Genomic DNA, 23,926 nt, shown 5'->3' on the forward strand with positions numbered 1-23,926 from the left:
GGGCTGAATGTCCGTGAAGCTGCCGCCCGCGTGAAGATCGGCAAGACCGCTCTCTACCAAGCGCTCAAAGCCCAGAAATCAACGGCATCAACGCTCAAGCCGACGTGAGGTTCTGTATGCGTTCTCAAAAGTCGGACAGATTCATCACTTTCGTGTCGTGACGCCGTTTTGCCGATGAACCGGCGCGACATGCTCGCGGAGATTTTGACGAATGAGGATGTCGAGACGCTGCGCCATCTGGTCAATGAAGGCATGGGCGAAAACACGCTGCGTGCGCTGACCTCGGATCTGGCCTATCTCGAAGCATGGTCAATGGCCGCAACCGGCAGCCCCCTCCCCTTTCCGGCGCCGGAAGCCCTGCTCCTGAAATTCGTTGCCCATCATCTCTGGCGGCCGCAGCAACGCGAGATTGAACCCGATCACGGCATGCCAGCCGACGTGGAAGAGGAATTGCGCCGACAAGGCTTTCTGCGCGTGTCGGGACCGCATGCACCGGCAACCGTGCGCCGCCGTCTTGCCAACTGGTCGACGCTGACCCGCTGGCGCGGCCTGGAGGGTGCGTTTTCATCGCCTTCCGTCAAATCGGCAATCCGGCTTGCGGTGCGCGCCCTGAACCGGCCGCGCAGCCGCAAGAGTGCCAATGCGATTACCGGCGATATTCTGGGCAAGCTGCTGGCAACCTGTTCCGGCGAGGATCTCACCGCCTTGCGTGATCGGGCCATCCTGATGGTGGCCTTTGCCTCCGGTGGCCGCCGACGCAGCGAAATAGCAGGCCTGCGCACAGAGCAACTCGTCAAACAGGCACCTGTCACCGATGAAGAAGGCTCTCCCCTCCCCTCGCTTGGCATCCATCTTGGCCGTACCAAAACCAGTGGCGTCGAACAGGATGAAATTGTTTATCTGACCGGACGTCCCGTCGATGCCCTCACCCGATGGCTGAAGGCAGCCAGGATCGACAAAGGCAACGTGTTTCGAAAAGTCGATCGATGGGGCAATGTTTCCACGCGGGCACTGGAACCCAGTGCCGTCAACGCCATCGTCAAGCGGCGCGCGCAAATGGCGGGTCTCGACCCTGCGGAATTTTCTGCCCATGGTCTGCGCTCCGGCTATCTCACCGAAGCCGCCAATCGTGGCATTCCCCTCCCCGAAGCCATGGAGCAATCCCGTCATCGCTCCGTGCAACAGGCATCAGACTATTACAACAATGCCAAACGGCGCAGTGGACGAGCGTCACGGCTGCTGTGAGGCATGTGCCGACCAAGGGCATTGGAACCCACACATCAATTAAGTTTGCCCATATCATTCAGGATCAGACATATTCTGCTTCAATTCAGAGAATTTTGCAGCCATTGTCGGATTCCCGCGTGTCAAGCGACGTGAAGAATTGACCGACAGGTCCTCGGCTTTATTATTTGCAAGCCGCAAATTGTTGGCTGATTTGTGAAGCGCTTCTTTCGTTTTTTCCAGATCCTTGATCGCTTCATCGATGCGTCTGACTGCTTCCTCAAAACCGTCCGAAGCCAGACGCCAGTTTCTCCCAAATGCTGTTTTAAAATCTTCAAGTTGGGCTTCAAAGTTGGTGATGTCTACGTTTGCGCTCTCACCAGCGCCAGCTCTGTCTTGTATTTAAGCGAATTTATCGCCGCATCACGCAGCAGCGTAATTATTGGGATAAAGAATTGTGGTCTGACAACATACATTTTCGGAAAACGATGGGATACGTCTACAATCCCTGTATTATAAAGTTTGCTCTCAGGCTCCAGCAGTGAAACCAACACCGCATACTCACAGCCCTTAGCGCTACGATCCTTGTCTAGCTCTTTGAAAAAGTCTTCATTCCTCTTCTTTGTGACCGTGTCCTCGTTCTCGTTCTTCATCTCGAACATGATCAAAACAATTTCAGAACCTGCATCGTCCACGTCACGGAAGATAAATCGCCCTTACTGCCGTTGCGCGCGTCGTTATTCTTCTCAAAATAAGCGCGGGGAAATGCAGTGGCGCGAATGCGGTCGAACTCAGTTGCGCAATGCTGTTCCAGCGTCTCACCGATCATTTTTGTCGATAGCTTCGCCTTCATATCACTCAGACGCTCAATAGCCTCGTCGCGATCCTTAAGCTGCGTTTGGTACTTGTCCTTGAGGGCAGTTTCAGCAAGTTGCTTTTCAAGTGCGACACGATCAAGACCGTTCTCAACTCGTCTCGCTCTTTCTCAACTACGAGGACACCTTCGGTCACGGCGATCTTCTGTGAAAGCTCACCCGCATCTAGCCTGGCCTTAAGACGCTCAATCTCAGCGTCCTTAATAGAAGCTGCTTTATGTAGTTCGGCATTAAGCTTCGCCTCGGCGAGTTTTGACGCAGCCTCCTGCTCTCGTCTGGCAGTTTCCAGGTCGTGCAGAAGGGTATCACGTTCTTTTTCCACGACACTTAAGGCCTCGGCTACCGCGAGTTTGTGCGACTTCGCTAGAGCGAATCCGTTTTATGTTGGGTCATAACCGCAAGCTGCAAAGTAGTTAGCGCACTCGGTTGGTTCGAACAATGTTATGACTTGGCCGACGGCATCCCACAGCGCTTCGACAGTGCGTTCGGCTTTTGCACGCAGATGTGCTTTGAGTTTCGAGAACGCCATCTCTATTGGGTTGAAATCGGGACTATAGGGCGGCAGATACCGTAGTTGCGCACCTGCCTCCTCAATCGCTTCTCGTATTCCGACAACCTTATGAGCAGGCAAATTGTCCATGATTACGATGTCACCGGGGGTCAGTGTCGGCACGAGCACTTGTTCGATATAAGCACGAAAGGCGTCGGCATTCATTGCACCATCCAGCACCATGGGTGCTGTCATGCCTGAGAGGCGGAGCGCACCGGTAAACGTCGTTGTTTTCCAGTGACCATGTGGGATGCCTGCGTGGCATCTTTCGCCTCGCGGGCTGCGCCCACGCAACCGCGCCATCTTCGTATTCAGGCCCGTTTCGTCGATAAAAACGAGCCTTTCAGGATCAAGCTCAAGCTGGCTTTCAAACCACGCCTCACGCCTCCTCATTAGGTCTGGCTGTTCCTGCTCCAATGCATGTGCGGTCTTTTTTTGTAAGTAAAGCCACGAGCCCGTAACCAGGTATTCAAAGCACTCCGCACAATCTGGAGGCTGCGCTCTTGAGCCAGACGGGCAACCATTTCGTTGAGCGTGACGTCTTTGCGCTCTTCAATCATACCCACGATAAAATCTTCATGGGCATCAAGTCTTGAACCGCGTCGTCGACCCGGACGCCGTGCTTCCAACTCACCATCGCGCGCACGAGAAACCCAGCGGATCGCTGTCGCTGCGGACACCCCGAACCGTACACCCGCATTGCGTGCCGACAATCCTTCGTTTGCAGCCTTCAAAACGCGTGATCGCAAATCACTGCTTAATGCTCGTCCCATCAAAAGCCTCCATAACTGGAAACCTTGAATCAGACAGATCGCCGATTGTCACTTCAAAATCGATTCAGTGTTCAAAGGATATGCTCTAGATTCGAGCCTCGCCTTCAGTTTCTGAATTTCAGTATCCCTGGCTGCAGCAGCTTTCTGCAGTTCACTGCTAACCTTGGCCTGTGCAAGCTCGACCGCGTTCCGCTTGTTCTGTTCAGCCAATTCCAGACGCTCATGCAGTTGCTTGTCGAAATCACTATCGCGAACCTGTTTCAGGATATCTGCATAACCTGCTTCATCAATCTTGAATGCCTTGTTGCAATGCGGGCAGATGATTTCATGCATATTTGTAGCGGCTTGCCAACATAAGCGCCTCTGCTCGCAAACATCGGCATTTTCTGCTCGAATTATCTGACAATGGAGCGGGCGTCGTGCTCACGCTCTTTGCCAATGTGCTCGCAAACATCCGGGTCTGCTTGCAAACATCCCCCACGTGCTCAGATTAATTGCCAGCGACGGCATGGTCAAACCGGGACGCCTGCCTGTCGTAGTTGCTCGGTCAGCTGACGGGAATATTCGGGATCAAGGGTGCCCGCCAGGAAGGCGCGGATATCCGACGGCCGAGCATTGAGGTGCGTGACCAGAGCCGTCGCATCGTAACCATTTCGGGTCAACGTCGGTTCGAGATCGTCGATGGCGCGGGACAGGACCTGCTCGACGATTTCGGCGGTAACCGGCTTGGCGCCGAGGCGAAAGCCCTGCTCGAATGCGAGGGTGAGATGCATCTCGATCTGAAGCGGCGTGCGCAAACGTTCGGCGATGAGGTCGATGGCTTCTTCCTCGAGGAGTTCGCCAACCTTTACGCCTTCGGCCGCACAGGCGCCAAGCAGCCAGGCAACATAGTCGCGGCGCGCGGAGCCGATCCCCTCGTAGTCAAAAATGGTCGTGCGGTAGCCAATCTCCTCCATTTGCGGCCGGCGCAGATCATTGCGCAACCGGGGATGCCCGACAAGAAGTACGGAAAGGAGCACGCCGGCGTCGGCGACCACCTCCATCAGTCGCTTCAGGCCGGTTAAGGTCTTGTGGTGCAGGTCATGGGCCTCGTCGACCACGAGGACGATCGGCCGTTTGCCTTTTTTCATGATGTCGCGCAGGTCGCGCTCCCGGCGCTCGGCCTGCTTGGGGATCTTGACCTGCGCACGATCGCCGGGAGACAAGTCGTAGAACAGGGCTTCAATGAGCGATGGCAGCGAAGTGCGCCGCTTGTCGACCGCCAGCGATTTGGCGAGTGCGACCTTGCCGGCTTTGGTGAGTTCGGCCTCGATGCGGCGCAAAAGGTGGGTTTTCCCCGAACCGACCAGGCCGGAGACCACGACAAGCCGACCGGTCTGGACGGCCGCACACACCTCGCGGATGATCGTGCGCTGATGCTCGGTCTCAAAGTTGCCGGCCCCTTGGAAAGGCCGGTCGAGGCCGTAACTGGATTGAACGTCAGCGAGCATCATTCTTCCTTTCTTCGCGCCTGGAAGCGTTCGCGGATACGGGCCGCGATCATCTTTTTGTCGAGTGTTTCTCCAAGCAGTTCATTGATGAAGGCGCGGTCACCGGCATTCATCGCGCCGATCGGCCGGCCGAGCTGGTCGGCGATGGCCCCACGGGCTGCGAGGCCATTTGGATAAGCGGTCTCTATTGCGGGTTCCGGAAACGGTGTCCGCCGTACACTCAGCCCAGCCGTGGTCGGGGGCAGCGAAGGCAATGGACGATCCCCGCCGGTGACCGCGGCGCGGGGGAGCCCAAGTTGGTCTGCCAGGCGCACCACCTTGTCGAGCCGCTCTTCGAGCTTGCTCTTCTGGTATTTGCGATAGCGAAAGAGGGGAACCGCCCCGCGCGAAGGTTGGAATGGACCGAAGCGCTTGCCCTCATGCTCGACGAACAGTTCCTGATCGAACAGGCCCCAGAGCAAGGTCACCGTTTCGCCGGCAAGTTCGGGCTCGACCTCATAGGATGCGCCTTCGACCGATACGGTCGCGTCTCCAGCAACCGTCCGTCGTTCCGGTTCGCGCGCAAAGGCGCAGAACCGCTCCCAGGAGCACATCGCCCGCACCCCGTCAGGAGGAAGATGCCGCAGCCAATCCTCGATGCGTGCATGAGACTCTGTGCGATGGTCGCCGTTATTGTAGGTGACCAAGGCGCGCCTGAGCCAAAGGTTGGCTTCCTCTTCGTCCTTCGGCTTGTGGAAATGATAGAGGGTCTCGTGCACTTCCTTGATCGTGCGAAACGGCCGCTCGACCTTGCCTTTCGCTCGCGCCGGCGTGCGCCGCTCGCTGTCCGACGGGGGCATATGCGTGAGAACCCGGACACCAAGGCTACCCATGACGGACTGGAAAACGCGCGAGCGGCTCACCGGCCCGTTATCCATATGGATGGTCGTTGGAATCCCCTGAAGCGGCAGTTCCGGTTCAGGCTTGGCGGCGAAGGCATTGTAGAGAAAGCGCAAGGCGGACTCCGCGTCCTCGCCGTAGACGGAGCGGTATTCCTGATAGCTCGCGCCGGAGCGATCATCGACCACGGAGAACAGCATCAGCGTCGGCCGGCCGCGCCCTTCCTCGACCCAAAGCGGCGCTTCCACCTGCTTCAGGTCGGACGGGCTCATGTCGAAGTGCCAGAGTTCGTTGGAACGCCGCGCCTGGAATCGGACGGCAGCCACCGGGCGGGTGACGCGCGCATAATCCAGGCCGGAAACACGCAGCAGCCGATCGACCGTTGCGCGTTTCAAGATGCCGGGCGGTGCACGGACCAGGCCATCGGGCGTCACCACGCCGTCTTCCTCAAGCAGCTTGATGGCGCGCGCCGTGGAGATATGCCGCCCCTTCCGGTTCGCCGTTCTGATCTTCAGGGCCGCGATGATTTCGGCATAGGTTTCCATCTCCGGCTGCGGGGCGATCCGGGAGGTTCCGTGATCGGCGCGCCGTACGGATTTCGGGCGGTTCAACTCCCGCAGCGCCCGATACAGGGTCCAGATCGAGATGCCGTAGGCATCGGCGGCACGAGCAACAATCTCGGTACGGCCTGGATCACGGGGAGAAAGCAGCGACAATCGGCGTCGAAGATCGACAAGAGCCTCTCCGGGCGGCCGCTTTCTCCGCTCAGCCATGGACGTCCTCGGATTCCACTGTTTTGGGAGAGCCACCCTTCTTGCCGATATGACGATAGAGGGTTGCAACAGAAACCCCCATGCGCTGCGCAATATTGCGTACCGGTATGCTGCCTTCCTTCATCAGGGCGCGCGCCGCGGCAATATCGCCCGGGCGCATCGCGGGCGGGCGGCCACCCTTGCGGCCACGTTGCCGCGCCTCGACCAGTCCAGCCGTCGTGCGTTCGCGGATCAGAGCACGTTCGAACTGGGCGATCGCACCGAAGACATGGAAGGTCAGCATGCCGCCCGGCGTCGTCGTATCAATGCTCTCGGTCAAGGACACGAGCCCGATCTTCGCGCGCTCCAACTCTTCCGCCGTCGCGATGAGCTTCTTTAGCGATCGCGCCAACCGATCGAGTTTCCAGACAACGAGCGTGTCACCAGTGCGAAGCACGTCGGAGAGAATTCGGCCCAATTCCGGGCGGTCATCGCGAGCGCCTGACCCGCGCTCGGTAAACACCTTCTCGCAACCGGCGCGTCTCAGCGCCTCAAGCTGAAGCTCCGGATTTTGATCGATCGTGCTGACCCTGGCGTACCCGACCCGCATAGCCATCCAAATGTTCTTGAAAGTCGTTGGACACATAGCATTTTGCGACAACCGTTTCTATAACAGTTTTGAGAAGATTCCATCGCGCCATTCAAGGGGCGTGACGGCATGCGCTATGGCATGCTCAAAAACCCTCGTTTATGACAAACGATCCATGGAAACCAACTATGTGTCTGACGGCCGAATATTCGCGACATGGAGCAGGGAACCTTACGCATCGAAAATCGGGCGGTCCCCGATCTTGTCCCCCTTGTATGGGATACTCCGGGAATTGAGGCGGCGATACCAAAGGATGCGGTCGGCCAGGCCGTTACCATGTTCGAGCCGCAGGAATGCGCCAACTACTTCAAATCTTGCGGATATGACCCCGAGTAATGTGGACGTGCTCTAGGTCACCCAGAGGGGCGCTCGCATCGAGTATAACCTTAAGCGCGATTGCTTCCGGTGAACCATCCTCCATATGTACGGGATGTACAGCCCACACAGACTTTTCGAGAACCACATTCTCAACAGAAACCTCATAAAGCCTACCCGACGCGAGCTCATCGAGGACAGTGCTCCTCATCACGATCGAAATGCCGAGACCAGCTCGAACTGCATGCTTCACAGCCTCAGTGCTCCCGACATTGAATGAGATTGGGAATTGCTCTGCCGCTTGGCCGAAGGCCTCGCGGAGCACGGATCCGGTACCGGTTCCACGTTCTCCGCCAATGAGGGACTCTTGAAATAACTCTGCCGCTTCAATTGTTTTTCGCGTCCTCCAATTATGCTGTGGGGATACGATTATTACCAGCTTTTCCTTCCGCCAAAGGCGGGCTTGATATCCTTTTCGATCGTCCCACCATTCGGTAAAGGCTAGATCAATCTCCTTCCTCAAGAGCTTTTCGATGATTTCAGGATTTGAGGCAACGGCCACCTCAGGTGGCCGGCCTTGAGCATCCTGTAAACGCTTCAAGTGGACTGGCAAAATATAGGTACCGATGTTAGTACTGGCACCCAACGTAATCCGGCCGCTGTGCAGGCGGTCCAGAGATCTCTTCGTGACGGTCAAAAGGCTGCGTGCGAATGGCAAGAATACGAGCCCTTGCCGAGTCGGCACACACTTGTCCTTCCTCCTCTCGACCAGCCGCACCCCTAGTATATCCTCCAATCGTTTCACATTATGTGAGACAGTCGGTTGGGATATCTGAAGCCGTCGCGACGCCTCGTGAAAGCTGCCAGTTTCGATTACCTCTATGAATGCTGCGACATGCGAAAGGCTAAACATTACTTTCTCTAATCAAGGAATTAGTTGAACCTCGTTAATTGCCGCACGAGGTCTTCGGCCTTGGACAAAATCTATAATGTTGTCAGCAGCCTCGTGCTCGATAGCCAAACGCGACTTCGCCACTGCTGAGCCTATGTGGGGTGTCAAGATCGAATCATGTTCGCGATTGAGGAGACCCCCGTGGACCTTGTCAGGCCGGTCGGGTCTGGCCCAGTCCTCCATCTCATAAACATCAGCGGCGTAGCCTCCCAAGCGCCCCGCCTGCAATGCAGCGACAACAGCCTCTTCATCAACCACGCTTCCGCGTGCAGGATTAATAAGAAGTGCTCCTTTGGGCATTTTGGCGAGTTGTTCAGCGCCGAGGAGATGCTTCGTTTCGGCCGAAAGCGGGAGTGCACACACAAGAAAGGTAGACGACGAGATCAACTGGTCAAATTCAAGAGGCTTTACGTTCAGTCTGATCTCATCGGCTTTGTCCAGGGATTGACGATCCCAGTACGACACAATGGCGCCGAAGGTACTTAGGCGCTGTGCTATAGCTTTTCCGATCGCTCCCATCCCTAAAATGCCGATTGCTGTGCCCTGCAGCCCAAGGCCGTAAAACCGAGGGCGCCAACCTTTGTAATCCCTCCTGACGCTCTTGTCGCCTGGCAGAATGTGCCGCCCAAGAGCAATCATCAGACCGATTGTAAGTTCGGCTGTCGGGTCAGTGAGAAGATCGGACACTATCGTGACGTGGACTCCACGCTGCGTGCAGGCTTCGATGTCGAAGTTATCGAAGCCTTTCAGCGCACATGCCACAAGTTGAAGATCGGGAGCGTGCGCGAGTACAGACGCGTCGATCATGTCCGGCATGAACGCCATCATCGCCTTGGCGTCGCTCAATTCTGCGAGCAGTTTCTCGCGGGGCCATGTATCATCAGTATCGTTGCAAACTAAACGAGCGTGGGGAGATAGCTTTGAGATAATCTCCTCGTGGACGCGATGGGTGATTACTACCTTTGGGAGCATTTAATTTATCCTTCTATTGCAGCTGGCGGCGGAGGAGAGCGCCGACCTGGTCAACGATGGTGACCATCAGAAGGACAACGAGCATGATCGCAAGAACCTCCTGATAATTCATGATCCGGAGGGATGTCATCAACTCGAAACCGATACCACCAGCTCCCACAGTGCCCAGGATTGTCGAGGCGCGGAAGTTGTACTCCCACCGATAGATGGTCACATCGGCCAATTGCGGTAGAACTTGTGGCAAGATCGCCCGCGTCACGATCTGGAACGGCGACGCACCAGCTGCGCGTGCGGCTTCTATAGGCGCATTATCGCAATGCTCGATCGCCTCCGCAAAGAACTTGCCCACCATGCCAACCGAGTGAAGACCAAGAGCCAGCACGCCTGGGAGCGCTCCAAATCCCACTGCCGCCACGAAGACGATGCCCATAATCAGCTCCGGGATCGACCGTAGACCATTCAACAATCCACGCGAGATCATATAGATGACAGCGTTGGGTGCTGTTTTCCCTGAGGCGAAAAAGCCAACTGGAAGTGATATCAGTACCGCGATCGCAGTCCCAGCTATACTCATCGCCAGAGTGTCGATGAGAGGGCTGATCCACTCCAAGCCTCGGTTGAAATCCGGGGGAAACATTTCCGTACCGAGCTGCCAGAGCGCAGGAAACCCAGATCCCAGACGCTCCAGATCAAGAAGACCGGAGTGATAACTGCTAACAATGATCACACACGCAATTGCCAACGCGATCACGCCAGCTCTGGTCCAAGCTTTGTTTTGATGTTGAAGGATAGAGTCGTAGTCGGCCGACGGCTGTGTCATCACATATCCTGGAAGAAAGGACGCAGGCCAGCGCCTGCGTCGAAAGGTGAGAAACTGTCTCGAACGCGCCTTACTGACTCAGGTCCAAGTTCAGCACTTTACCGAGCTCACGGACGACGTCGTAGGCTTTGTCATCGATCGGAGCGAACCCATCGGCTTTGAAGGATGCCAATACCTTTTCGTCTTTAAGGTCGATGAAGGCTTTGGTGATCGCCTCTTTCAACGAAGTGTCAAGATCCGACCGCATGGTCCAGGGGTACTGCGGGAACGGATCGGACTCGGCGAGGGCGATAACTTTCTTAGGATCAATGGTGCCACGAGCGACCATTGAATTGTAGATGGGCAACGAAAGTCCGCCAATCTGAGCATTGCCATTCTGCACTGCAATAGCCACGGCATCATGCGACCCTACGAAGTTCTCGCTATAGTCTTTTCCAGCCTCAACTCCGGCCTTAAGCAGCATAGATTTCGGGATAAGGTGGCTTGAGGTGGAAGCCACGTCCCCAAACGCGACCTTTTTCCCTTTTGCATCTTCAAGGCTTTCGATGCCAGCCTCTGCATTGGCGACAACTACAGCGCGATAGGTAGTTTCGCCATCCTTCATAAGTGCTGCGAAAGGCTCGATATCAGCCTTGGTTTTCGCGAGCGTGTAAGAGAGCGGCCCGAAATAAGCCAACTCAAGCCGGCCGAAACGCATCGCTTCGATCATTGACGAGTAGTCGGTCGTTACGATCAGTTCAATCTCCCGACCGAGTGTCTTCTCAAGATACTCCTCGAGAGGACGATTGTTTTTGATGACAGTGGCGGCGTTCTCGTCCGGTAGCAACGCGACGCGCAATGTCTCTGGATTTGAGCCAGCATGCGCCAACGAACTCCAGCCAAGAACGGCGAGGAATGCGAGGGACAGAAGCTTCTTCATAATGCGGCCTCCATGGCAGCTAAAGGTTGATCATACTCGTAGTTGGACAAATCTTGTGTTGTGGTCGGATTTCTTGGGGCGCTGCGGTAGATCGACGCACACATTTGATCGGTCAGTTCGTCGACAGCGGCGTCCGCAACCACTTCCCCGTCGCGCATAGCAATGACCCGGTCGCCGAACCGGCGAGCTAGATCGATCTGATGAAGGCTGATCACAGCAGTGATGCCGTCGGCTGTGCATATTTCGCGAAGCTGCGACAGGACCTCGACAGCCGTTTCAGGGTCCAGACTTGCAACGGGCTCATCTGCAAGGACCAGTTGGGGCTTCTGGACCAGCGCGCGCGCAATGCCCACCCGTTGCTGCTGACCGCCGGATAGTTGATCCGCCCTGACGAGAGCCTTATCAAGAAGGCCTACGCGTTCAAGGCATTCCAACCCCAGCCTTCGATCCGAACGCGGCATAGGGAACAACGTACGCCAGCCAGAGTGGTAGCCCAGGCGGCCCGTCATGACGTTGTCGAGCGCGCTCAAGCGCCCTATGAGTTGGTGCTGCTGGAATATCATCCCAGTTCGCCTTCGGTGAATGCGAAGCTTAGTTTCCGCATCCAGAGCACCAATATCGTTAGAAGTGATCGAACCAGACGTCGGCGCAACCAAGCCGTTGAGTGTCCGGATGAGGGTAGATTTGCCTGCGCCGGATCTACCGAGGAGCACGACGAACTGACCCTGGTTGAACGTCAATGTCGTTGTCTTCAAAGCTTGGGTGCCGTTGGCATAGGTCACGGCAACTCCGTTCAGAGCCAGCATCACAATAATCCTGATCGTTAGTGGTGCATCGATTGAATATTTGCATCACTATGGGCGACATATGACGTCCGTTTATCAGGCTCGTGAAACTTCAATGACAGCACTTAAACTCAGCTCTACCTCCTCGCGTAGCTGCGATGGAGAAATTTCACCCAGAGCCGCCTGATCATGACGGCCCGGTCCCAATTCTACACCACCTTGACGGATGCTATCCCATATTCGGCCAGATAAACCGGCCCTTCTCCAGCCGCCGGGTAAAAAGGCAGGCGCCCAGACCATCATGCCAGATGATCTTCAAAATATCCGATCTGCGGCCCCTGAAGACGAAGAGATGCCCTGACAACGGATCATGCTGCAGAACCTCCTGCACCCGAAGCGCCAAGGAGGGAAAGCCACAGCGCATGTCCGTATATCCGCGCCTTCCTGGCGGGCACCCTTGATCCCGAATATTCCCGTCAGCTGACCGAGCAACTACGACAGGCAGGCGTCCCGGTTTGACCATGCCGTCGCTGGCAATTAATCTGAGCACGTGGCGGATGTTTGCAAGCAGACCCGGATGTTTGCGAGCACATTGGCAAAGAGCGTGAGCACGACGCCCGCTCCATTGTCAGATAATTCGAGCAGAAAATGCCGATGTTTGCGAGCAGAGGCGCTTATGTTGGCAAGCCGCTACAGCTAGTTAACCAAAAGAATTTGCGACACGCCCCTTTTAACTGTCGCGCGGGCGACCAGCTCGGGCACAAAGGTCGGTATCGCGACCGGCGTCGGTATCGCGGCTGGTGACGTTGTTCACACGTTCATGGCCATCATCGGAATCTCTGCTGTGATCGCCGCATCGGCTACTCTGTTCAGCATCGTGAAATATGTAGGTGCAGCCTATCTTGTCTATCTCGGCATACAGGCTATCTTAGCGAAAACTCCCTCGGATCCGACCGCCGCCAGAGCACTTCCGATCACCGCGCAGAAAGCATTTAGGCAGGCCATTTTGGCGGAAGTGCTCAACCCGAAGACTGCGCTATTCTTCCTGGCGTTCCTGCCTCAATTCGTCCATCCAGAGAATGGTTCCGTTGCACTTCAACTGATGGTGCTAGGCATCGTCTTTGTGCTTCTGGGCTTGCTCAGCACGGTGATCTTCGCCGTGTCAGCCGCAAGTCTCGGCAACTTTCTCCGCCGCAACCCGGTCGTGCTGAAATGGCAGGGTAAGGTGGTCGGTGGAATCTACTGCGCATTAGGTGTCCGATTGGCGTTGCAAGAACGCTGAACTTCGCGAAGTCGCCTGAGTTGCTCGCACAATGCGTAACAGCATGCGCGTAAATTTGGGCGATTTCCAACGGCTATTTTGATGAATATCGGAGAAGACAAGCTGATGGACCATCAGGAGGCGCTTAAGTGCGCGCGCACGCTCATGCAGGCTCACCCCCGTATCGTCTTCATGATGTGCGGGATCTCAGGATCAGGGAAGACCACATTCGCCCAAGCGCTTGAGAAGATGGGCTGCCAACGGCTATCCATAGATGAGGAGATCTGGCGCACAAGCGGTCGATTTGGTGTGGACTATTCAGAGCACGATTATCCCGACCTGCAAGCGTCAGTAGAGAAGAGCCTGCGTCGGCAGCTTGTCAAAATGCTGCGGCACGGAACCAGGGCGGTAATCGACTTTAGCTTCTGGAACGCCAAAGCACGGGCCGACTACCGTGAGCTTGTGCAGCGCAACGATCATCACTGCCAACTCGTGTATATGAACGCTCCAGAGAAGGTCTTGCGCGAGCGGTTGATCGCGAGGGCCTCCCGCCAAGATGCTAACGCGGCCTTTCCAATTACAGAGGAGCGTTTGCGGCGCTACATCCGGGGCTTCGAACCACCATCTGGCAAAGAAGCGTGGACGGTGGAATAGGGACCAAAGCGCTCATAAGTCATGCTGGTGGCAAAGAATCTCAGGGAGTAGCCGGAGAAATGGAGAGAATCGGAAAAGTACGACGCCTTCGTCGATATCCGTTGAAATCAGCCCTTGGTGAAGAGCTTCAGCACGCGGTGCTGACAAAGACAGGTGTATATGGCGATCGGGCATTTGCCGTGTTGGATAGGGAAAGCGGGAAAATCGCCAGTGCGAAAAGGCCAATGCTCTGGCGGTCCCTTCTATCGCTCACGGCTCAGCTTTCGGAAGACACTGGCACATTGGCAATCTCTCTGCCCAATGACCACACCATTCATTCGAACTCAGAAAATATCGATTCAGCACTGTCCAGCCTCCTTGGACGCCACGTCTCGCTGGTATCCGAGCGCCGGCCCGGAATGCAGTTTGAACGCTCACGACCGGAAGAAGTGCTGGCTCACGGCCTTGATGCCGATGTTGCCTTGGATGTGGGAGAAATTGGTGCAGCCGCCCCGGAAGGAGGTTTTTACGACTTTGCGCCCGTGCATCTCGTCACTGTCGCTTCCTTGGAAGAAATTTCGCGCAAGGCAAACCTCGATGGGCTGGAGGCGGAAAGATATAGGCCCAACATCGTGATCGATAGTTCCGACACCACTCCCTTCATCGAAAACAGTTGGTCAGGCCAGAAATTGCAGATCGGCAGCGCAGTGCTGGAAATCATGGTGCCTACGCCTAGATGTGCCGTGCCGACTTTGGCTCACGGTCTCGGGCTTGAGCCGAAACCAGATGTATTACGAGCAATCCATGCGCAGAACCGCGTGGACATACCAGATGTCGGGGCATTTCCATGCCTTGGAGTTTACGCAAAGGTTCTTCACTCAGGGGACGCAGCGCCGGGAAATTCAGTGCTCATCGCTTAGTCCGTCTGCACCATTCCCATGGTCGGCAGCTAACGTATGTCAAATTCAGAAGTGGTCGTAACCTATGAAATACAGCAGACGGATATTCTTGCTCGCAGCCGGCTCGATGCTGACTGGCTGTGCTTCCTCGGAAACGGAGCGGGTTGGCTTGGATCGGCCAGCACCTTCGAACCGAGGCGGACGGACAGTGGACTATGAAACAAGCGAGCCGGCCGGAACGATCATTGTCGAGCCATCCCGGTATGAACTGCTGCTGATACAGGGCGGCGGCAAAGCCCTCACCTATCCGGTCGGCGTCGGGAAAGCAGGCCACAGTTTCAGCGGGCGGGCGACAGTCGGCCGCAAGGAAGAATGGCCTAAGTGGACGCCGACGGCGAACATGATTGCCGCCGATCCTGACGGCAAGGGCCGACTAGCGGGCGGTGTGCAAGGGGGTGCGGCGAATCCTCTTGGCGCTCGCGCGCTCTATCTGTTCCAGGGCGGTCGGGACACGCTCTATCGCATTCACGGCACGAATGATCCAAGCTCGATCGGCAAATCCGTATCGAGTGGATGCATTCGCATGTTTGACCGTGATGTGATCGATCTATATGAGCGCGTGCCGATCGGAGCGCCGGTGATCGTCAGGGGATGACGGTGTTCCTGGGATCGTTTGTGGTATTTCGGGCTTCCGCGAGCGATCTTACCATAGGTAGCTGCAACATGTATTGATCCACGACCTTAGCAACCACAGGAGAGGTAACACCTGCTCCGTTTGACCTCAAAAGCGCGCTTGCCAGATCATTTATCGCTCTTTGCCAGTTTGGCGTCTGAATGTCGTCGTATAAGGCCTTCTTAATCTCGCTCTCTGGATCAGGGCGGTGTGTAATGAATCTCGCGAGTGAGGCCATGGCCTGCACTTTCGCCAAATCCTTCGACGCTCCCATTGAGTAAGCTACAGCATCAATGTTTGACCACTTCCGCTCTGCCATTCCCCCGGCCAAACAGACGGCTATTTCTCTGACCAACATTTGCCAAACATCCTCAAGCGTATCTGCAGCAATCAATGGATTTCTATGAACGGACAATCCTAGGTCGCCATCAACTGCCCTGCGATAAACAGATACGCCCACAATTTCCGCACCGAGAACTGATGCAACAAGGGCGTGACCGGCTTCGTGTTTCGCGGTGGAGCGCCGTCCTTGCGGTGTATAGAGCCACCAAATCCATCGCGTGAGCCGTCGAAGCCATTGGATGCATATAACAGCGCTCAGCGTCAAAAGCACGGCTAACACCGCGCCTGTAAAAAAAGCAAAGTTCAATACGTGATCGACGTCAATTGGAGCGTCAGATACGGGTGGCGGTGCAATCATGCAATTATAGCGCCTGTGCAATTAGATCAAAGACGCGGCTTGGCAACCTTGTCCATATCGACGCCCTGCTTCAACTTGGCCTCTATGGCAGCATCCAGGGCGGTCTGATGACCATAGGCCCGCTTGACATCGACAAGGGTGAATTCTGCCGAGTTTAGTTCGGGCTGGAATGTGCTCATGCTGACGACCATGATCCCGTCGCACCGGTCATCCTTAATAACAGAATTTCGCTCCCCAACCTGATATTTCCCTAAGTACTGCCATTGACTGTGAAAGAATGCTGCGCATGGCTTCTGCGCGATCTCAATGTTTCGATTATCGGATGACCGCTGGACTTCTACAAAATCGCAAAGGCTTCCTTCGTTGACGCGATTGCAATTTTCCTTGGTTTTGGGAGCTTCGGTATCCGAGACCAAGCGGCCATTCGCGTAGAGATAGTATAGCTTGAGGAATCCGCCTTCATCTTCGACAATAGAAGGCTGACCGTATTTCTCGGCAACTTGCTTTCGGAAAACGTCTGCGGTCGTAAAGGTCTCAAATCCCACGATACGACGAATCGAAAGCGCTCTGTTATCGTAGACCTCGGAAGCAAAATTCACGTAGACCTGATTCTTTCCGTCACTAGTTCCAGAAGCGATCTCGTTGACGAACTCAATCTCGGCGCGTGCGCCTTCAGGCGTTGATACCGATCCCTTCAGCCGGGTTTCTTCCGGCTCACGACCGTCCGGAAATTCGGCCTTCAGCTTCGTCTTTACGTCCTCTATCGTATCGCCGGGGTGAATACCGAGAATGTCGAAGTTGGCGGATTTCTCGAAACGATCGCCGGCCGGGCTCCTATCGACGGTCTCGAAGGTTTGCGCGATCGCTGTCGAGGCACTGAGCGCCGAGAGGGCGGCTACGATGACAAGGCAAGATTTCATGTCCCCTCCCCTCCCATTTATCGCCAGACGAGCGGCGTAGGCTTGCCGTCAGCGATCGGCATGTCCGACTGGCCGCATGTCTTGCCCTTGTAGGTCATGCCCTTGGAAACCGGTTTTCCTTCGTCAGTGAGGCAGACTGCGGTCAGGTCATAAGGGCTTTTTTGGGCGGTCGTGCAGCCAGCAAGGGCTACCATGGCAAAGGCGATGTAGGTGAACTTCATAAGCGGAAACCTCGTTATAGCTGACGGGAATAGCGATACTTAGCAAAATGCCGCATAAAGCATCAACCGCATCTGCTACATCTCGAAAGTCTTGCCCTGCTCATGTCCCTGCTGGTGGCTGTGAGCCGCCTGCAGGGTGTTGGCCTGCTCGAAGGTTTCTGCGCGTGAGACGATGAACTGCGCGCGCGAAAAGCCCGCCGTGAACGCCTCAAGTCGTTCCGGCGAAGCATTCGGAATCGCACGCGAAAGGCGGTCCCGGTCGAGCTCCAGCGAACCGGGAGCGCCAAAGCGGTCACGAATGTTGGCGATAAAGCCGCGCAATTCGGTCAAGGCTTGCTTATGGTCGCCCTGTCCGAGCACCGCGCCCAGCTCGTGGGCGGGTGTCTTTTCAATCCGGCCGACCAGCTCGCGGGCAGCGGGTGACAGATCGTTGACCGGCTCGCGCATAAGAGTGCGAAAGCGCTCTTCGTCGCGACGAAGGTCCACGGCCAGGGAGCCACGTACCTGCCCGTAATCATGGAGCGCAGCGACGGCGAGCGGAACGGCAGCAAGCGCCTTTTCGCGGGCCGCGTCATCGCGGCCGAAAAGGCTGCGGTTGCCGTGGAGCGAGCCGAAAGCCTCCGGATTGGTTCGCATTTCCTGCGCAAATTCGGAAACGGGACGGCGTTCAACCTCGATGCGGTTGCGCAATTCGGCAAGGACCGCTTGCGGATCTTGCCAGACTGCCGAAACCGCCGTCTCAAGGCGGCTGTTCGCGGCCTGCATGGTCGGCCGGGCCGAAATCCTCTCCGCCACGGTCTCATCGATGCTTCGCGGCCAATCGGTAACGGCGGCAATGAGCGGCGCTTGTGCCTGCTCATACGCGGGTTGGAGTTGGCGAGGATCGGAAGCGGTGAAGGAGAGCCGCGCGCCTGATTCCGGGCGCGGCTCCGGCAGATCGACCACGTTGCCTATGATGATCGCGCCATCATCCCTCTGCATCATGAAGTTGCGACCGGCCGCACCGCTGAAGACGCCGCGATAATCCTGCCCCGGTTCGGTCGTCGCCATATATATACCGTCCCATGCCGTGACGTGCGGGGCCTGCACAGGGCGGAAGCGCTCAATAGCCTGCTGCGCGACCTCGAGCGCGTTCACGCGATCGGGGTCGGTGATTTCCGCGAACATGCGACGCATGGGCGCCAGGTCGCCGCGTTCATGGGCGGCGACTGAGACGAACGTCATGCGTTCGTCGGAAATCACGCCGAATTCGAGCGGATGCCCTGCCCTTTCGGCAAGGGCCGCGAAGAATTCACGCTGAGTCCGGCCGTTGCCTTCGCGAAAAGGATGGATGGAATTCATCCGGGCGAAGGCGTCGGCCGCTTCCGTTGCGAAGGTTTCGCGATCAAGGCCACGCAAGAAGTTGCGGGATTCGAGATCCGACATGAGGTTATTCAAGCCTCTGTCGATCTCGTTGCCGATCGCGAAATCCTTACCGCCAATCTTGTGCATGGCAGGCATTGAGGCCTGCGTACCGTCAGCGAAAGTGAATGGATGATGGCGCAGCTCGCCCGCCCATTCGAACACGTCTTGAAACAGGTGCTTATGAAGCGCCTGAAGATGGGCCGTGTCGAAGGTGGGTTCGGGACCGAGACCGCTTCGCAGTTCGAGCAGCCGGATCGCTAGAATCGGGTGCTCGGCCGCTTCTAGCGCCTCGTGTGTCTCGGCCCCTATCTTGTTTCGAAGGGTCTCGCCGTCGGCGAGCGTAAACGACATGCCTACTGGATGCCGAGAATGGACTTAACGCGCGGCATCATCTCGTCAAGCTCGATCTCGCCAGCAATGAACGCGTCAAATACCGGCTGGCATGCCGGGTTCGGGCGAAGACCTTCCATAGCGTTCGAACGAAATGCGCTGCGAACCATCTTGCGACGGCGCTCCATTTCATCGGCGGTGATGGCCGGGGCCTTCTGCTTGAGGGCTAGTGCCATGGCTTTTCTCCTCTCGTTGCTACCGGCTTACCTGCCAAGCGCTTATCCAGTTCCACTATCAGCATTTCCGCTAGATCGGACGGCGTGTCCGCCGTTCTGTAGACCTTACGTGGATCATTCCTGCGGTCTGCCTGCTGCTTCATAAGGCCTCCGGTCAGGCTGCGGAAAGCGCCCGTTCAACTGCTTCCGGTTCCTTCTCGATGATGGTGAGAAGGATGCGGGACGGCGCATCGATATTGGAGCGGCCCTGTTCCCAATCGCGAACGCGACCGAAGGAAAATCCGTACCGGGCGGCAAACGCCTTTTGGGACAATCCGGTTTTCTGACGGATGGCGCGAACGTCCACCTGTGGCGGGATATGAATAACATATTCCGCCGGATCGGCCTCGCCCTTAGCAAAAGCAAGAGCTTCCCGTGCGCCCTGCAAAATTCGTGATCCTGCCTTGCTCATTTTCGACTCCTGAGTTTCTTCACCTGTTCACTGACGCTTTCCCTCCATATTTGCGGAAGGACCGTCAGAATTTTGCGCAGCTCGTTTCGATCTGCCTTCGATAGGTTTGCCTGCGTGTCCTTGCTGTAGATATCGAGCAAGAACACCGGAATATCCTCGTCGGCATAGAAGGTGATGATCCGATAGCCGCCGCTCTTTCCCTTGCCGCGACCGCCGAAACGCACCTTTCGCGCTCCACCTGTGCCGGCCATGATATCGCCCGCGTCTGGATTTGAAGCGAGGAAGGACACAATCTCGATGCGCTCCTCCTCACTTACATTTTCATCCTTGGCGGATGACAGATAGGCGGGTGTTTCAATGACCGTGTGCATGGGATTTAAGTACAGAAATTCCGTACATTTGTCAAGCGACACATGCGGGATTTCCGCACTATATTTTCACCAAATATTGGCGAACTGGCGGCGGGATATCCCCCAGCGCGTTAGCGCACTAACGCCTTTGAAAATAGACGAGCAACCGCACCAAGAGCATAACCAAGCCACACAAGAATATACATCCATGCAGCATCCCTACTAGTTTTGCATCGTCTGATGCCAATCCGCCAGTCAAAAAATAAGTCGCAAGAAATCCTAATCCTCCGACAGTCATTATAATCGCAAAGCGAGCGATACTCTTTTGCAGATCGTCAACACGCGAGGGATGAGGCATTTTTTGCTTAAAGCCCTTTTCTGAATATCCAGACCAATACGACTATAAGGCATAAAGCGGCGACGATGGTCGCCATTGGCGAAATGAATTCTCCAAGATTTTCAAGCATATGTTTCCTTTCCCGTTCTAAATGATCAGGCCAAGCCGCTCCCAAATCGTCGGCTCATGTTTGTGACCAGCCTCCGCCAACATGGAGATTACGTCATCCCTCTTTAGCTGGCCGATTTCGTAGCCGCGTGATCGCGCTTCCTCGACAAGACATTCCAGGGTGGGAAACTCTTCAAGGACGGTCCCGAGCCAGATTTCAGGCTCCTCAAAATCGGATTCCTCCGAAATAAACCCTTGTAGGAAAAACGTGCGCAACGGCGGATCATAGCCGATGACAGCGCCCGCGTCGGTGCGCCCTTGATTGAAAAGATTGATATAATAACGGCTCATAATATGCCCTTCTTCTAGCACCGGTGCGCGGTTCAATCCAGTTGCTCTAGCCTCGGCCTCTGACCCTGCTCATAATGGTTGCTCGCTCAAGGCTTGCGCAAGCGCATGACACGCTTATTAGCGAGAAGATCGCGGCGCGTTTGAAAGGTGTAGCCGTCCCAATCTTTCCAAGGCTCCCAACCGCTCGGCGTTGCGCGCCCGTACCAGACGCGCACCTTGACAGTTTCGGGGTCGATCTCCTTCAAAATCGACACGGTGAAACTTCCCCCTAGATTTGAGGGGGTATCAAATACCGTGACACTATCCCGCTCACGCATGCCCCTGCCCTTCCCTGATCCTGATGACAACCTTGCTGCGCCGGGTCGTGGGCCGTCCGTGCATGTCCCTTTCGCTCCGCTCGATCACAAGGCGAACTATATCGCCGGTCCTCTCCGTGATCTTGTATCGGCGCTGACGGGTTACGCCCTCGCGCCAACCTCGTTCGACAATCGCCGCGATATGGCGCTTGTCGGTTGCTGTGATGTGGTAGCCTTCCAGAAGGCTGATGCTTATTTTCGACATTGCCCGATCTCCCCTCACAGCAAGGCCAGTTGCTCGGCCTGCCGCATTATTTGCGGCATGGGTCGGGCGGCGATCCGGTCACGTTCGGCCTTCATGCGTTCGCGGCATTCGGCAAATTCAATGCAAACGATCTCGCAGAGGGGGGCAACGTCCTTCCATTTGTCTTGATAAAAAGCCGTGTCGATACCTGCGCCGCCCATCATTTCAAGGCCGGTCTGACGCTCGAAATCGACGCCGCGCCCCTTCTCAAGACGTTGGTAAAGCTGCGTTCCGGAATAGCGAAAGCTGGCGGACTGCTGCGGCACGATGAAAGCGCCATAGTCGGCAAGCTCAGAAGCGATATCGATAACGTGAAGCTCGAAGTCCTGACCGCGATAACGCGGGCCATTCCCCTGCCGCTTCACCCTCCCGAACGGCGGGTTCCCTATGGCGCAATCGTAGTGGCCTAGATCAAGCTCGCGCCAGTCGAAAACATCGGCATTGATCCAACGGGCCTCCGGCAAGAGTTTGCGCCCGATCTCCACATAACGGGGGTTGATCTCAACGCATGTGATATCGGCCCCCCTACCGCCGCCCCACAGGCTGCGATGATGGATGAAATAGCTCAAAATGCCGATGCCTGCGCAAAGGTCGATCACGCGCCCGCTGCGCGTATCGATCTGGAAATCTGCTGCCATGTCCCACGGCGTGAAGAATGCGCCAGCCGCGCCGGTCTCAAAGTTTGCGCCCTCATGCCAGTTCTGGAAAACAAAATCCTTTTCGTCCTCGGTCAGGCGGTCCTTTGTCAGGATCGCCTCTGCCTCGGCATGGGCCTTGCGCTGTGCTTTGCTGAGTTTCGCCATGGTGTTTTCTCTCCTGATCCGCGAAGCGGTCTTCCTGTCCCGGTGAGGGGCAGGAGCCCGGCTCCTGCTCCCGAGCAGTCGGCGATCCGACCGGAGAGAGGGGGGCAACAGGCAAAACCGGAGGGGGATCACCCGCCCGAAGGGACAGGTTGCGAGGATCCGCGCGGGACGCGCAAAATCCGCGCACCTGGTCCTGCACAAGGGGGAGTTCGCCGGCAACGCCGGCGAGCTCGCCCGCGGAAGGACGGGGAAACCGGTTTTGCCTGTTGCGGGGGAGAGACCGGCGGCCGATCTCTCCCCCTCGAGACAAACAAGCAAGAGCCGCAACGCGGCTCTCCGTTCCTGATTATTTGGGCGATCTTGGCGAGGCTGGCGGCGGGAGAACAGGCGGTTGCTCTGTCGATTCCTCGGGGTTTTCGTGCCGGGAGTCCGAACTATCGGCCTCTCGTTCCTGTTGTGAGCGTCCGGTCCAGTCCGGTTCTTCAGCGAAAGCGAACGAGCCAAGAACCAAGACGCCGGACATCGCCAGTTGAACAAGCCTTCTCATATGCATGATGAGCATCCTTTTTCGCGTTGACGCGAATAGGACGGCCTACGGCCGACTTTTATTCTGCGATGGCATGAGCGAAGCGATGGCATCGCCGCGTCAGTCCGGTCGTCACCCGCATGGGCCGAAACGGACGTGCCGGGAGCCTTGACGAAGCAGGCAAGAGACGGGCTTGCGGAGCAAAAGACCGGAAACGCCGTTGCGAAGGCTGGCAAACGGCACGGATGGTTCGGTGAGCCGGTGAAACCGGCGAATAGGGCGGCGGTGCCATAGGCAGACGCACACAATCCTGCAATACCTCACGCTTCCCTAAGTCGCCTTCTCAAAACGGAAACTCATATATCCAGTAACGCAAGCAAACCGGCCGTTAGGTTCCAAATCGCATAATTCTGCATGAAATATCAGCGGTCTAAACTGTGCGCAAAAACCGCATCAACCGGCAAAAATTTCCAGCCAAAGGCCCTCACCCATCACTGTTGCAAGAGCGCTCACCAAAACTATGCTGGACGCTTCCTGAAATCGCAAACGGTGGACCAGACCAGGCGCATAGCTCAATAGCCCGCCGACGATAGCCACAGCCAAAAGCGCAAACCAACTCAAAAAAGGTTTATGAAATCCGAGTGACGCAGCACCCACGAAAGCCGTAGCAGCAGCATATCCAGCAATTCGTAACAAGTTTCGATCGTCAACCAGCATTAATCCCTCCAGTTCTCGTTGATCATCTTCGTTCATCAGATCCTATCATTCGATATGAAAGCGTCCAATTCACACGACCTCTCATTGCCACTAGGCTTTACTCTGGATCAGGACGTCGATTTGAGGAATTGCACAGTCGAAACGGCGAGCACGACCGGCGCCAGAATGGGAGAGATAGCAAAGGTCAGTGGAAAGACGATCCATTGACCGCTTCTGGACGTGTAGAACGTGTTTCGCGACCATATGGCGACTATTTCCGCAAGAGGGCCGGTAAACAGGGCTGCAAAGCACAGCCCTATGAAAATGACCGGAATTGTCATGGCAGTCCCGATATGTCCCTGCAGGAGGAGTAGGAACAGCGTCGCGGCGATCAGAAGCCCGGCGAGCGCAGCGCGCCGGGCATAGATCCGCCGCGAAAGCCTGGGGCTGCTAACCGCGTTCGCAAACGCTT

31 protein-coding genes and 1 pseudogene are annotated in these 23,926 nt (G+C 56.4%); 5 read left to right on the forward strand and 27 right to left on the reverse strand.

Features of this window, described 5'->3' with window-relative positions:
* Window positions 1-174 precede the first annotated feature (174 nt).
* A complete protein-coding gene (locus tag FG152_RS23610; RefSeq protein ID WP_094574561.1) occupies window positions 175-1,245 on the forward strand; it encodes a site-specific integrase in 1,071 nt (356 codons plus the stop codon).
* A 54-nt stretch (window positions 1,246-1,299) separates the two neighbouring features.
* On the opposite strand, the pseudogene FG152_RS23615 reads toward FG152_RS23610, so the two are convergent.
* The 14 genes and pseudogenes from FG152_RS23615 to tnpB form a co-directional block, all read right to left on the reverse strand.
* A pseudogene (locus FG152_RS23615) lies at window positions 1,300-1,886 on the reverse strand (DUF2130 domain-containing protein).
* 2 nt (window positions 1,887-1,888) lie between these two features.
* Window positions 1,889-2,095 carry a DUF2130 domain-containing protein gene (locus FG152_RS23620; protein ID WP_328587908.1) on the reverse strand — a complete coding sequence of 69 codons (207 nt, stop codon included), beginning with the start codon at window positions 2,093-2,095 and terminating at the stop codon, window positions 1,889-1,891.
* Window positions 2,083-2,421, reverse strand: a complete 339-nt coding sequence (locus FG152_RS23625; RefSeq protein WP_235819123.1) for a hypothetical protein — start codon at window positions 2,419-2,421, stop codon at window positions 2,083-2,085. The genes FG152_RS23620 and FG152_RS23625 overlap by 13 nt, the downstream gene beginning before the upstream one ends.
* Before the next feature lie 57 nt (window positions 2,422-2,478).
* Window positions 2,479-3,422 (reverse strand): IS630 family transposase gene (locus tag FG152_RS23630; RefSeq protein WP_374710411.1). Its coding sequence is split into 2 segments (ribosomal slippage): window positions 2,479-3,096 and window positions 3,099-3,422, totalling 942 coding nucleotides; the frame shifts between segments, so codons are not numbered across the junction.
* Window positions 3,423-3,470: 48 nt separating this feature from the next.
* Window positions 3,471-3,755 (reverse strand): hypothetical protein, encoded by a 285-nt coding sequence (locus FG152_RS23635; protein ID WP_437260613.1) that lies wholly within the window; start codon window positions 3,753-3,755, stop codon window positions 3,471-3,473.
* A 179-nt stretch (window positions 3,756-3,934) separates the two neighbouring features.
* Entirely contained in the window at window positions 3,935-4,915 is a 981-nt protein-coding gene (locus FG152_RS23640) for an ExeA family protein (RefSeq protein ID WP_003501092.1), read from the reverse strand.
* Window positions 4,912-6,564: an IS481 family transposase gene (locus FG152_RS23645; RefSeq protein WP_003501095.1), complete on the reverse strand. Its 1,653-nt coding sequence runs from the start codon at window positions 6,562-6,564 to the stop codon at window positions 4,912-4,914. The genes FG152_RS23640 and FG152_RS23645 overlap by 4 nt, the downstream gene beginning before the upstream one ends.
* A complete protein-coding gene (locus FG152_RS23650) occupies window positions 6,557-7,159 on the reverse strand; it encodes a recombinase family protein (RefSeq protein ID WP_003501098.1) in 603 nt (200 codons plus the stop codon). Before FG152_RS23650 ends, FG152_RS23645 begins: the two co-directional genes overlap by 8 nt.
* A 340-nt stretch (window positions 7,160-7,499) precedes the next feature.
* Window positions 7,500-8,420, reverse strand: coding sequence for a LysR family transcriptional regulator (locus tag FG152_RS23655; protein ID WP_003501100.1), 921 nt, complete (start codon window positions 8,418-8,420; stop codon window positions 7,500-7,502).
* 12 nt (window positions 8,421-8,432) lie between these two features.
* Window positions 8,433-9,431: a phosphonate dehydrogenase gene (locus FG152_RS23660; RefSeq protein WP_003501101.1), complete on the reverse strand. Its 999-nt coding sequence runs from the start codon at window positions 9,429-9,431 to the stop codon at window positions 8,433-8,435.
* 13 nt (window positions 9,432-9,444) lie between these two features.
* Window positions 9,445-10,251 carry a phosphonate ABC transporter, permease protein PhnE gene (gene phnE / locus FG152_RS23665; protein ID WP_006473411.1) on the reverse strand — a complete coding sequence of 269 codons (807 nt, stop codon included), beginning with the start codon at window positions 10,249-10,251 and terminating at the stop codon, window positions 9,445-9,447.
* Between the two features lie 70 nt (window positions 10,252-10,321).
* On the reverse strand, window positions 10,322-11,170 hold the full coding sequence (gene phnD, locus FG152_RS23670; RefSeq protein WP_003501103.1) for a phosphate/phosphite/phosphonate ABC transporter substrate-binding protein: 849 nt from the start codon (window positions 11,168-11,170) through the stop codon (window positions 10,322-10,324).
* The gene (gene phnC / locus FG152_RS23675) at window positions 11,167-11,976 is read right to left on the reverse strand and encodes a phosphonate ABC transporter ATP-binding protein (protein ID WP_006473175.1); all 810 of its coding nucleotides are present in this window, start codon (window positions 11,974-11,976) and stop codon (window positions 11,167-11,169) included. The genes phnD and phnC overlap by 4 nt, the downstream gene beginning before the upstream one ends.
* A gap of 208 nt (window positions 11,977-12,184) precedes the next feature.
* Window positions 12,185-12,478, reverse strand: a complete 294-nt coding sequence (gene tnpB / locus FG152_RS23680; RefSeq protein WP_080600525.1) for an IS66 family insertion sequence element accessory protein TnpB — start codon at window positions 12,476-12,478, stop codon at window positions 12,185-12,187.
* 189 nt (window positions 12,479-12,667) lie between these two features.
* Here tnpB and FG152_RS23685 point away from each other — a divergent pair, with 189 nt between their 5' ends.
* The 4 genes from FG152_RS23685 (at window position 12,668) to FG152_RS23700 (ending at window position 15,403) form a co-directional block, all read left to right on the forward strand.
* Window positions 12,668-13,237 (forward strand): LysE family translocator, encoded by a 570-nt coding sequence (locus FG152_RS23685; protein ID WP_100560378.1) that lies wholly within the window; start codon window positions 12,668-12,670, stop codon window positions 13,235-13,237.
* A gap of 81 nt (window positions 13,238-13,318) precedes the next feature.
* Entirely contained in the window at window positions 13,319-13,870 is a 552-nt protein-coding gene (locus FG152_RS23690; RefSeq protein ID WP_100560376.1) for a P-loop nucleotide/nucleoside kinase family protein, read from the forward strand.
* Window positions 13,871-13,929: 59 nt separating this feature from the next.
* The gene (locus FG152_RS23695; protein ID WP_100560374.1) at window positions 13,930-14,769 is read left to right on the forward strand and encodes an MOSC domain-containing protein; all 840 of its coding nucleotides are present in this window, start codon (window positions 13,930-13,932) and stop codon (window positions 14,767-14,769) included.
* Window positions 14,770-14,956: 187 nt separating this feature from the next.
* A complete protein-coding gene (locus FG152_RS23700; protein ID WP_235913277.1) occupies window positions 14,957-15,403 on the forward strand; it encodes a L,D-transpeptidase in 447 nt (148 codons plus the stop codon).
* Here the strand turns inward: FG152_RS23700 and FG152_RS23705 are convergent.
* The 13 genes from FG152_RS23705 to FG152_RS23765 all read right to left on the reverse strand — a co-directional run bounded on the left by FG152_RS23705 (window position 15,393) and on the right by FG152_RS23765 (window position 23,795).
* Window positions 15,393-16,121, reverse strand: coding sequence for a M41 family metallopeptidase (locus FG152_RS23705; RefSeq protein WP_100560370.1), 729 nt, complete (start codon window positions 16,119-16,121; stop codon window positions 15,393-15,395). The two genes, FG152_RS23700 and FG152_RS23705, sit on opposite strands and share 11 nt — an antisense overlap.
* 26 nt (window positions 16,122-16,147) lie before the next feature.
* Window positions 16,148-17,041 carry a hypothetical protein gene (locus tag FG152_RS23710; protein WP_100560367.1) on the reverse strand — a complete coding sequence of 298 codons (894 nt, stop codon included), beginning with the start codon at window positions 17,039-17,041 and terminating at the stop codon, window positions 16,148-16,150.
* Between the two features lie 17 nt (window positions 17,042-17,058).
* Window positions 17,059-17,262, reverse strand: coding sequence for a hypothetical protein (locus FG152_RS23715; protein ID WP_100560365.1), 204 nt, complete (start codon window positions 17,260-17,262; stop codon window positions 17,059-17,061).
* A 75-nt stretch (window positions 17,263-17,337) separates the two neighbouring features.
* Entirely contained in the window at window positions 17,338-19,017 is a 1,680-nt protein-coding gene (locus FG152_RS23720; RefSeq protein ID WP_100560363.1) for a Fic family protein, read from the reverse strand.
* A gap of 2 nt (window positions 19,018-19,019) precedes the next feature.
* Window positions 19,020-19,232 carry an antitoxin VbhA family protein gene (locus tag FG152_RS23725; RefSeq protein ID WP_100560360.1) on the reverse strand — a complete coding sequence of 71 codons (213 nt, stop codon included), beginning with the start codon at window positions 19,230-19,232 and terminating at the stop codon, window positions 19,020-19,022.
* 154 nt (window positions 19,233-19,386) lie between these two features.
* Complete coding sequence (locus tag FG152_RS23730) at window positions 19,387-19,683, reverse strand: helix-turn-helix domain-containing protein (RefSeq protein ID WP_100560358.1); 297 nt, start codon at window positions 19,681-19,683, stop codon at window positions 19,387-19,389.
* The gene (locus tag FG152_RS23735; protein ID WP_100560355.1) at window positions 19,680-20,054 is read right to left on the reverse strand and encodes a type II toxin-antitoxin system RelE/ParE family toxin; all 375 of its coding nucleotides are present in this window, start codon (window positions 20,052-20,054) and stop codon (window positions 19,680-19,682) included. Before FG152_RS23735 ends, FG152_RS23730 begins: the two co-directional genes overlap by 4 nt.
* 463 nt (window positions 20,055-20,517) lie before the next feature.
* Entirely contained in the window at window positions 20,518-20,865 is a 348-nt protein-coding gene (locus FG152_RS23740) for a hypothetical protein (RefSeq protein ID WP_226622911.1), read from the reverse strand.
* A 50-nt stretch (window positions 20,866-20,915) separates the two neighbouring features.
* Window positions 20,916-21,083, reverse strand: coding sequence for a hypothetical protein (locus tag FG152_RS23745; RefSeq protein ID WP_157803369.1), 168 nt, complete (start codon window positions 21,081-21,083; stop codon window positions 20,916-20,918).
* Window positions 21,084-21,138: 55 nt separating this feature from the next.
* The gene (locus FG152_RS23750; RefSeq protein ID WP_100560352.1) at window positions 21,139-21,390 is read right to left on the reverse strand and encodes a hypothetical protein; all 252 of its coding nucleotides are present in this window, start codon (window positions 21,388-21,390) and stop codon (window positions 21,139-21,141) included.
* Window positions 21,391-21,404: 14 nt separating this feature from the next.
* The gene (locus tag FG152_RS23755) at window positions 21,405-22,232 is read right to left on the reverse strand and encodes a class I SAM-dependent methyltransferase (RefSeq protein ID WP_100560350.1); all 828 of its coding nucleotides are present in this window, start codon (window positions 22,230-22,232) and stop codon (window positions 21,405-21,407) included.
* Between the two features lie 979 nt (window positions 22,233-23,211).
* Window positions 23,212-23,511, reverse strand: coding sequence for a hypothetical protein (locus FG152_RS23760; RefSeq protein ID WP_157803368.1), 300 nt, complete (start codon window positions 23,509-23,511; stop codon window positions 23,212-23,214).
* A 71-nt stretch (window positions 23,512-23,582) separates the two neighbouring features.
* Window positions 23,583-23,795: a hypothetical protein gene (locus FG152_RS23765; protein WP_157803367.1), complete on the reverse strand. Its 213-nt coding sequence runs from the start codon at window positions 23,793-23,795 to the stop codon at window positions 23,583-23,585.
* Between the last annotated feature and the right edge of the window lie 131 nt (window positions 23,796-23,926).

Source organism: Ochrobactrum sp. XJ1 (assembly GCF_024701725.1).
In the GTDB taxonomy this organism is placed as follows: Bacteria; Pseudomonadota; Alphaproteobacteria; order Rhizobiales; family Rhizobiaceae; genus Brucella; species Brucella anthropi.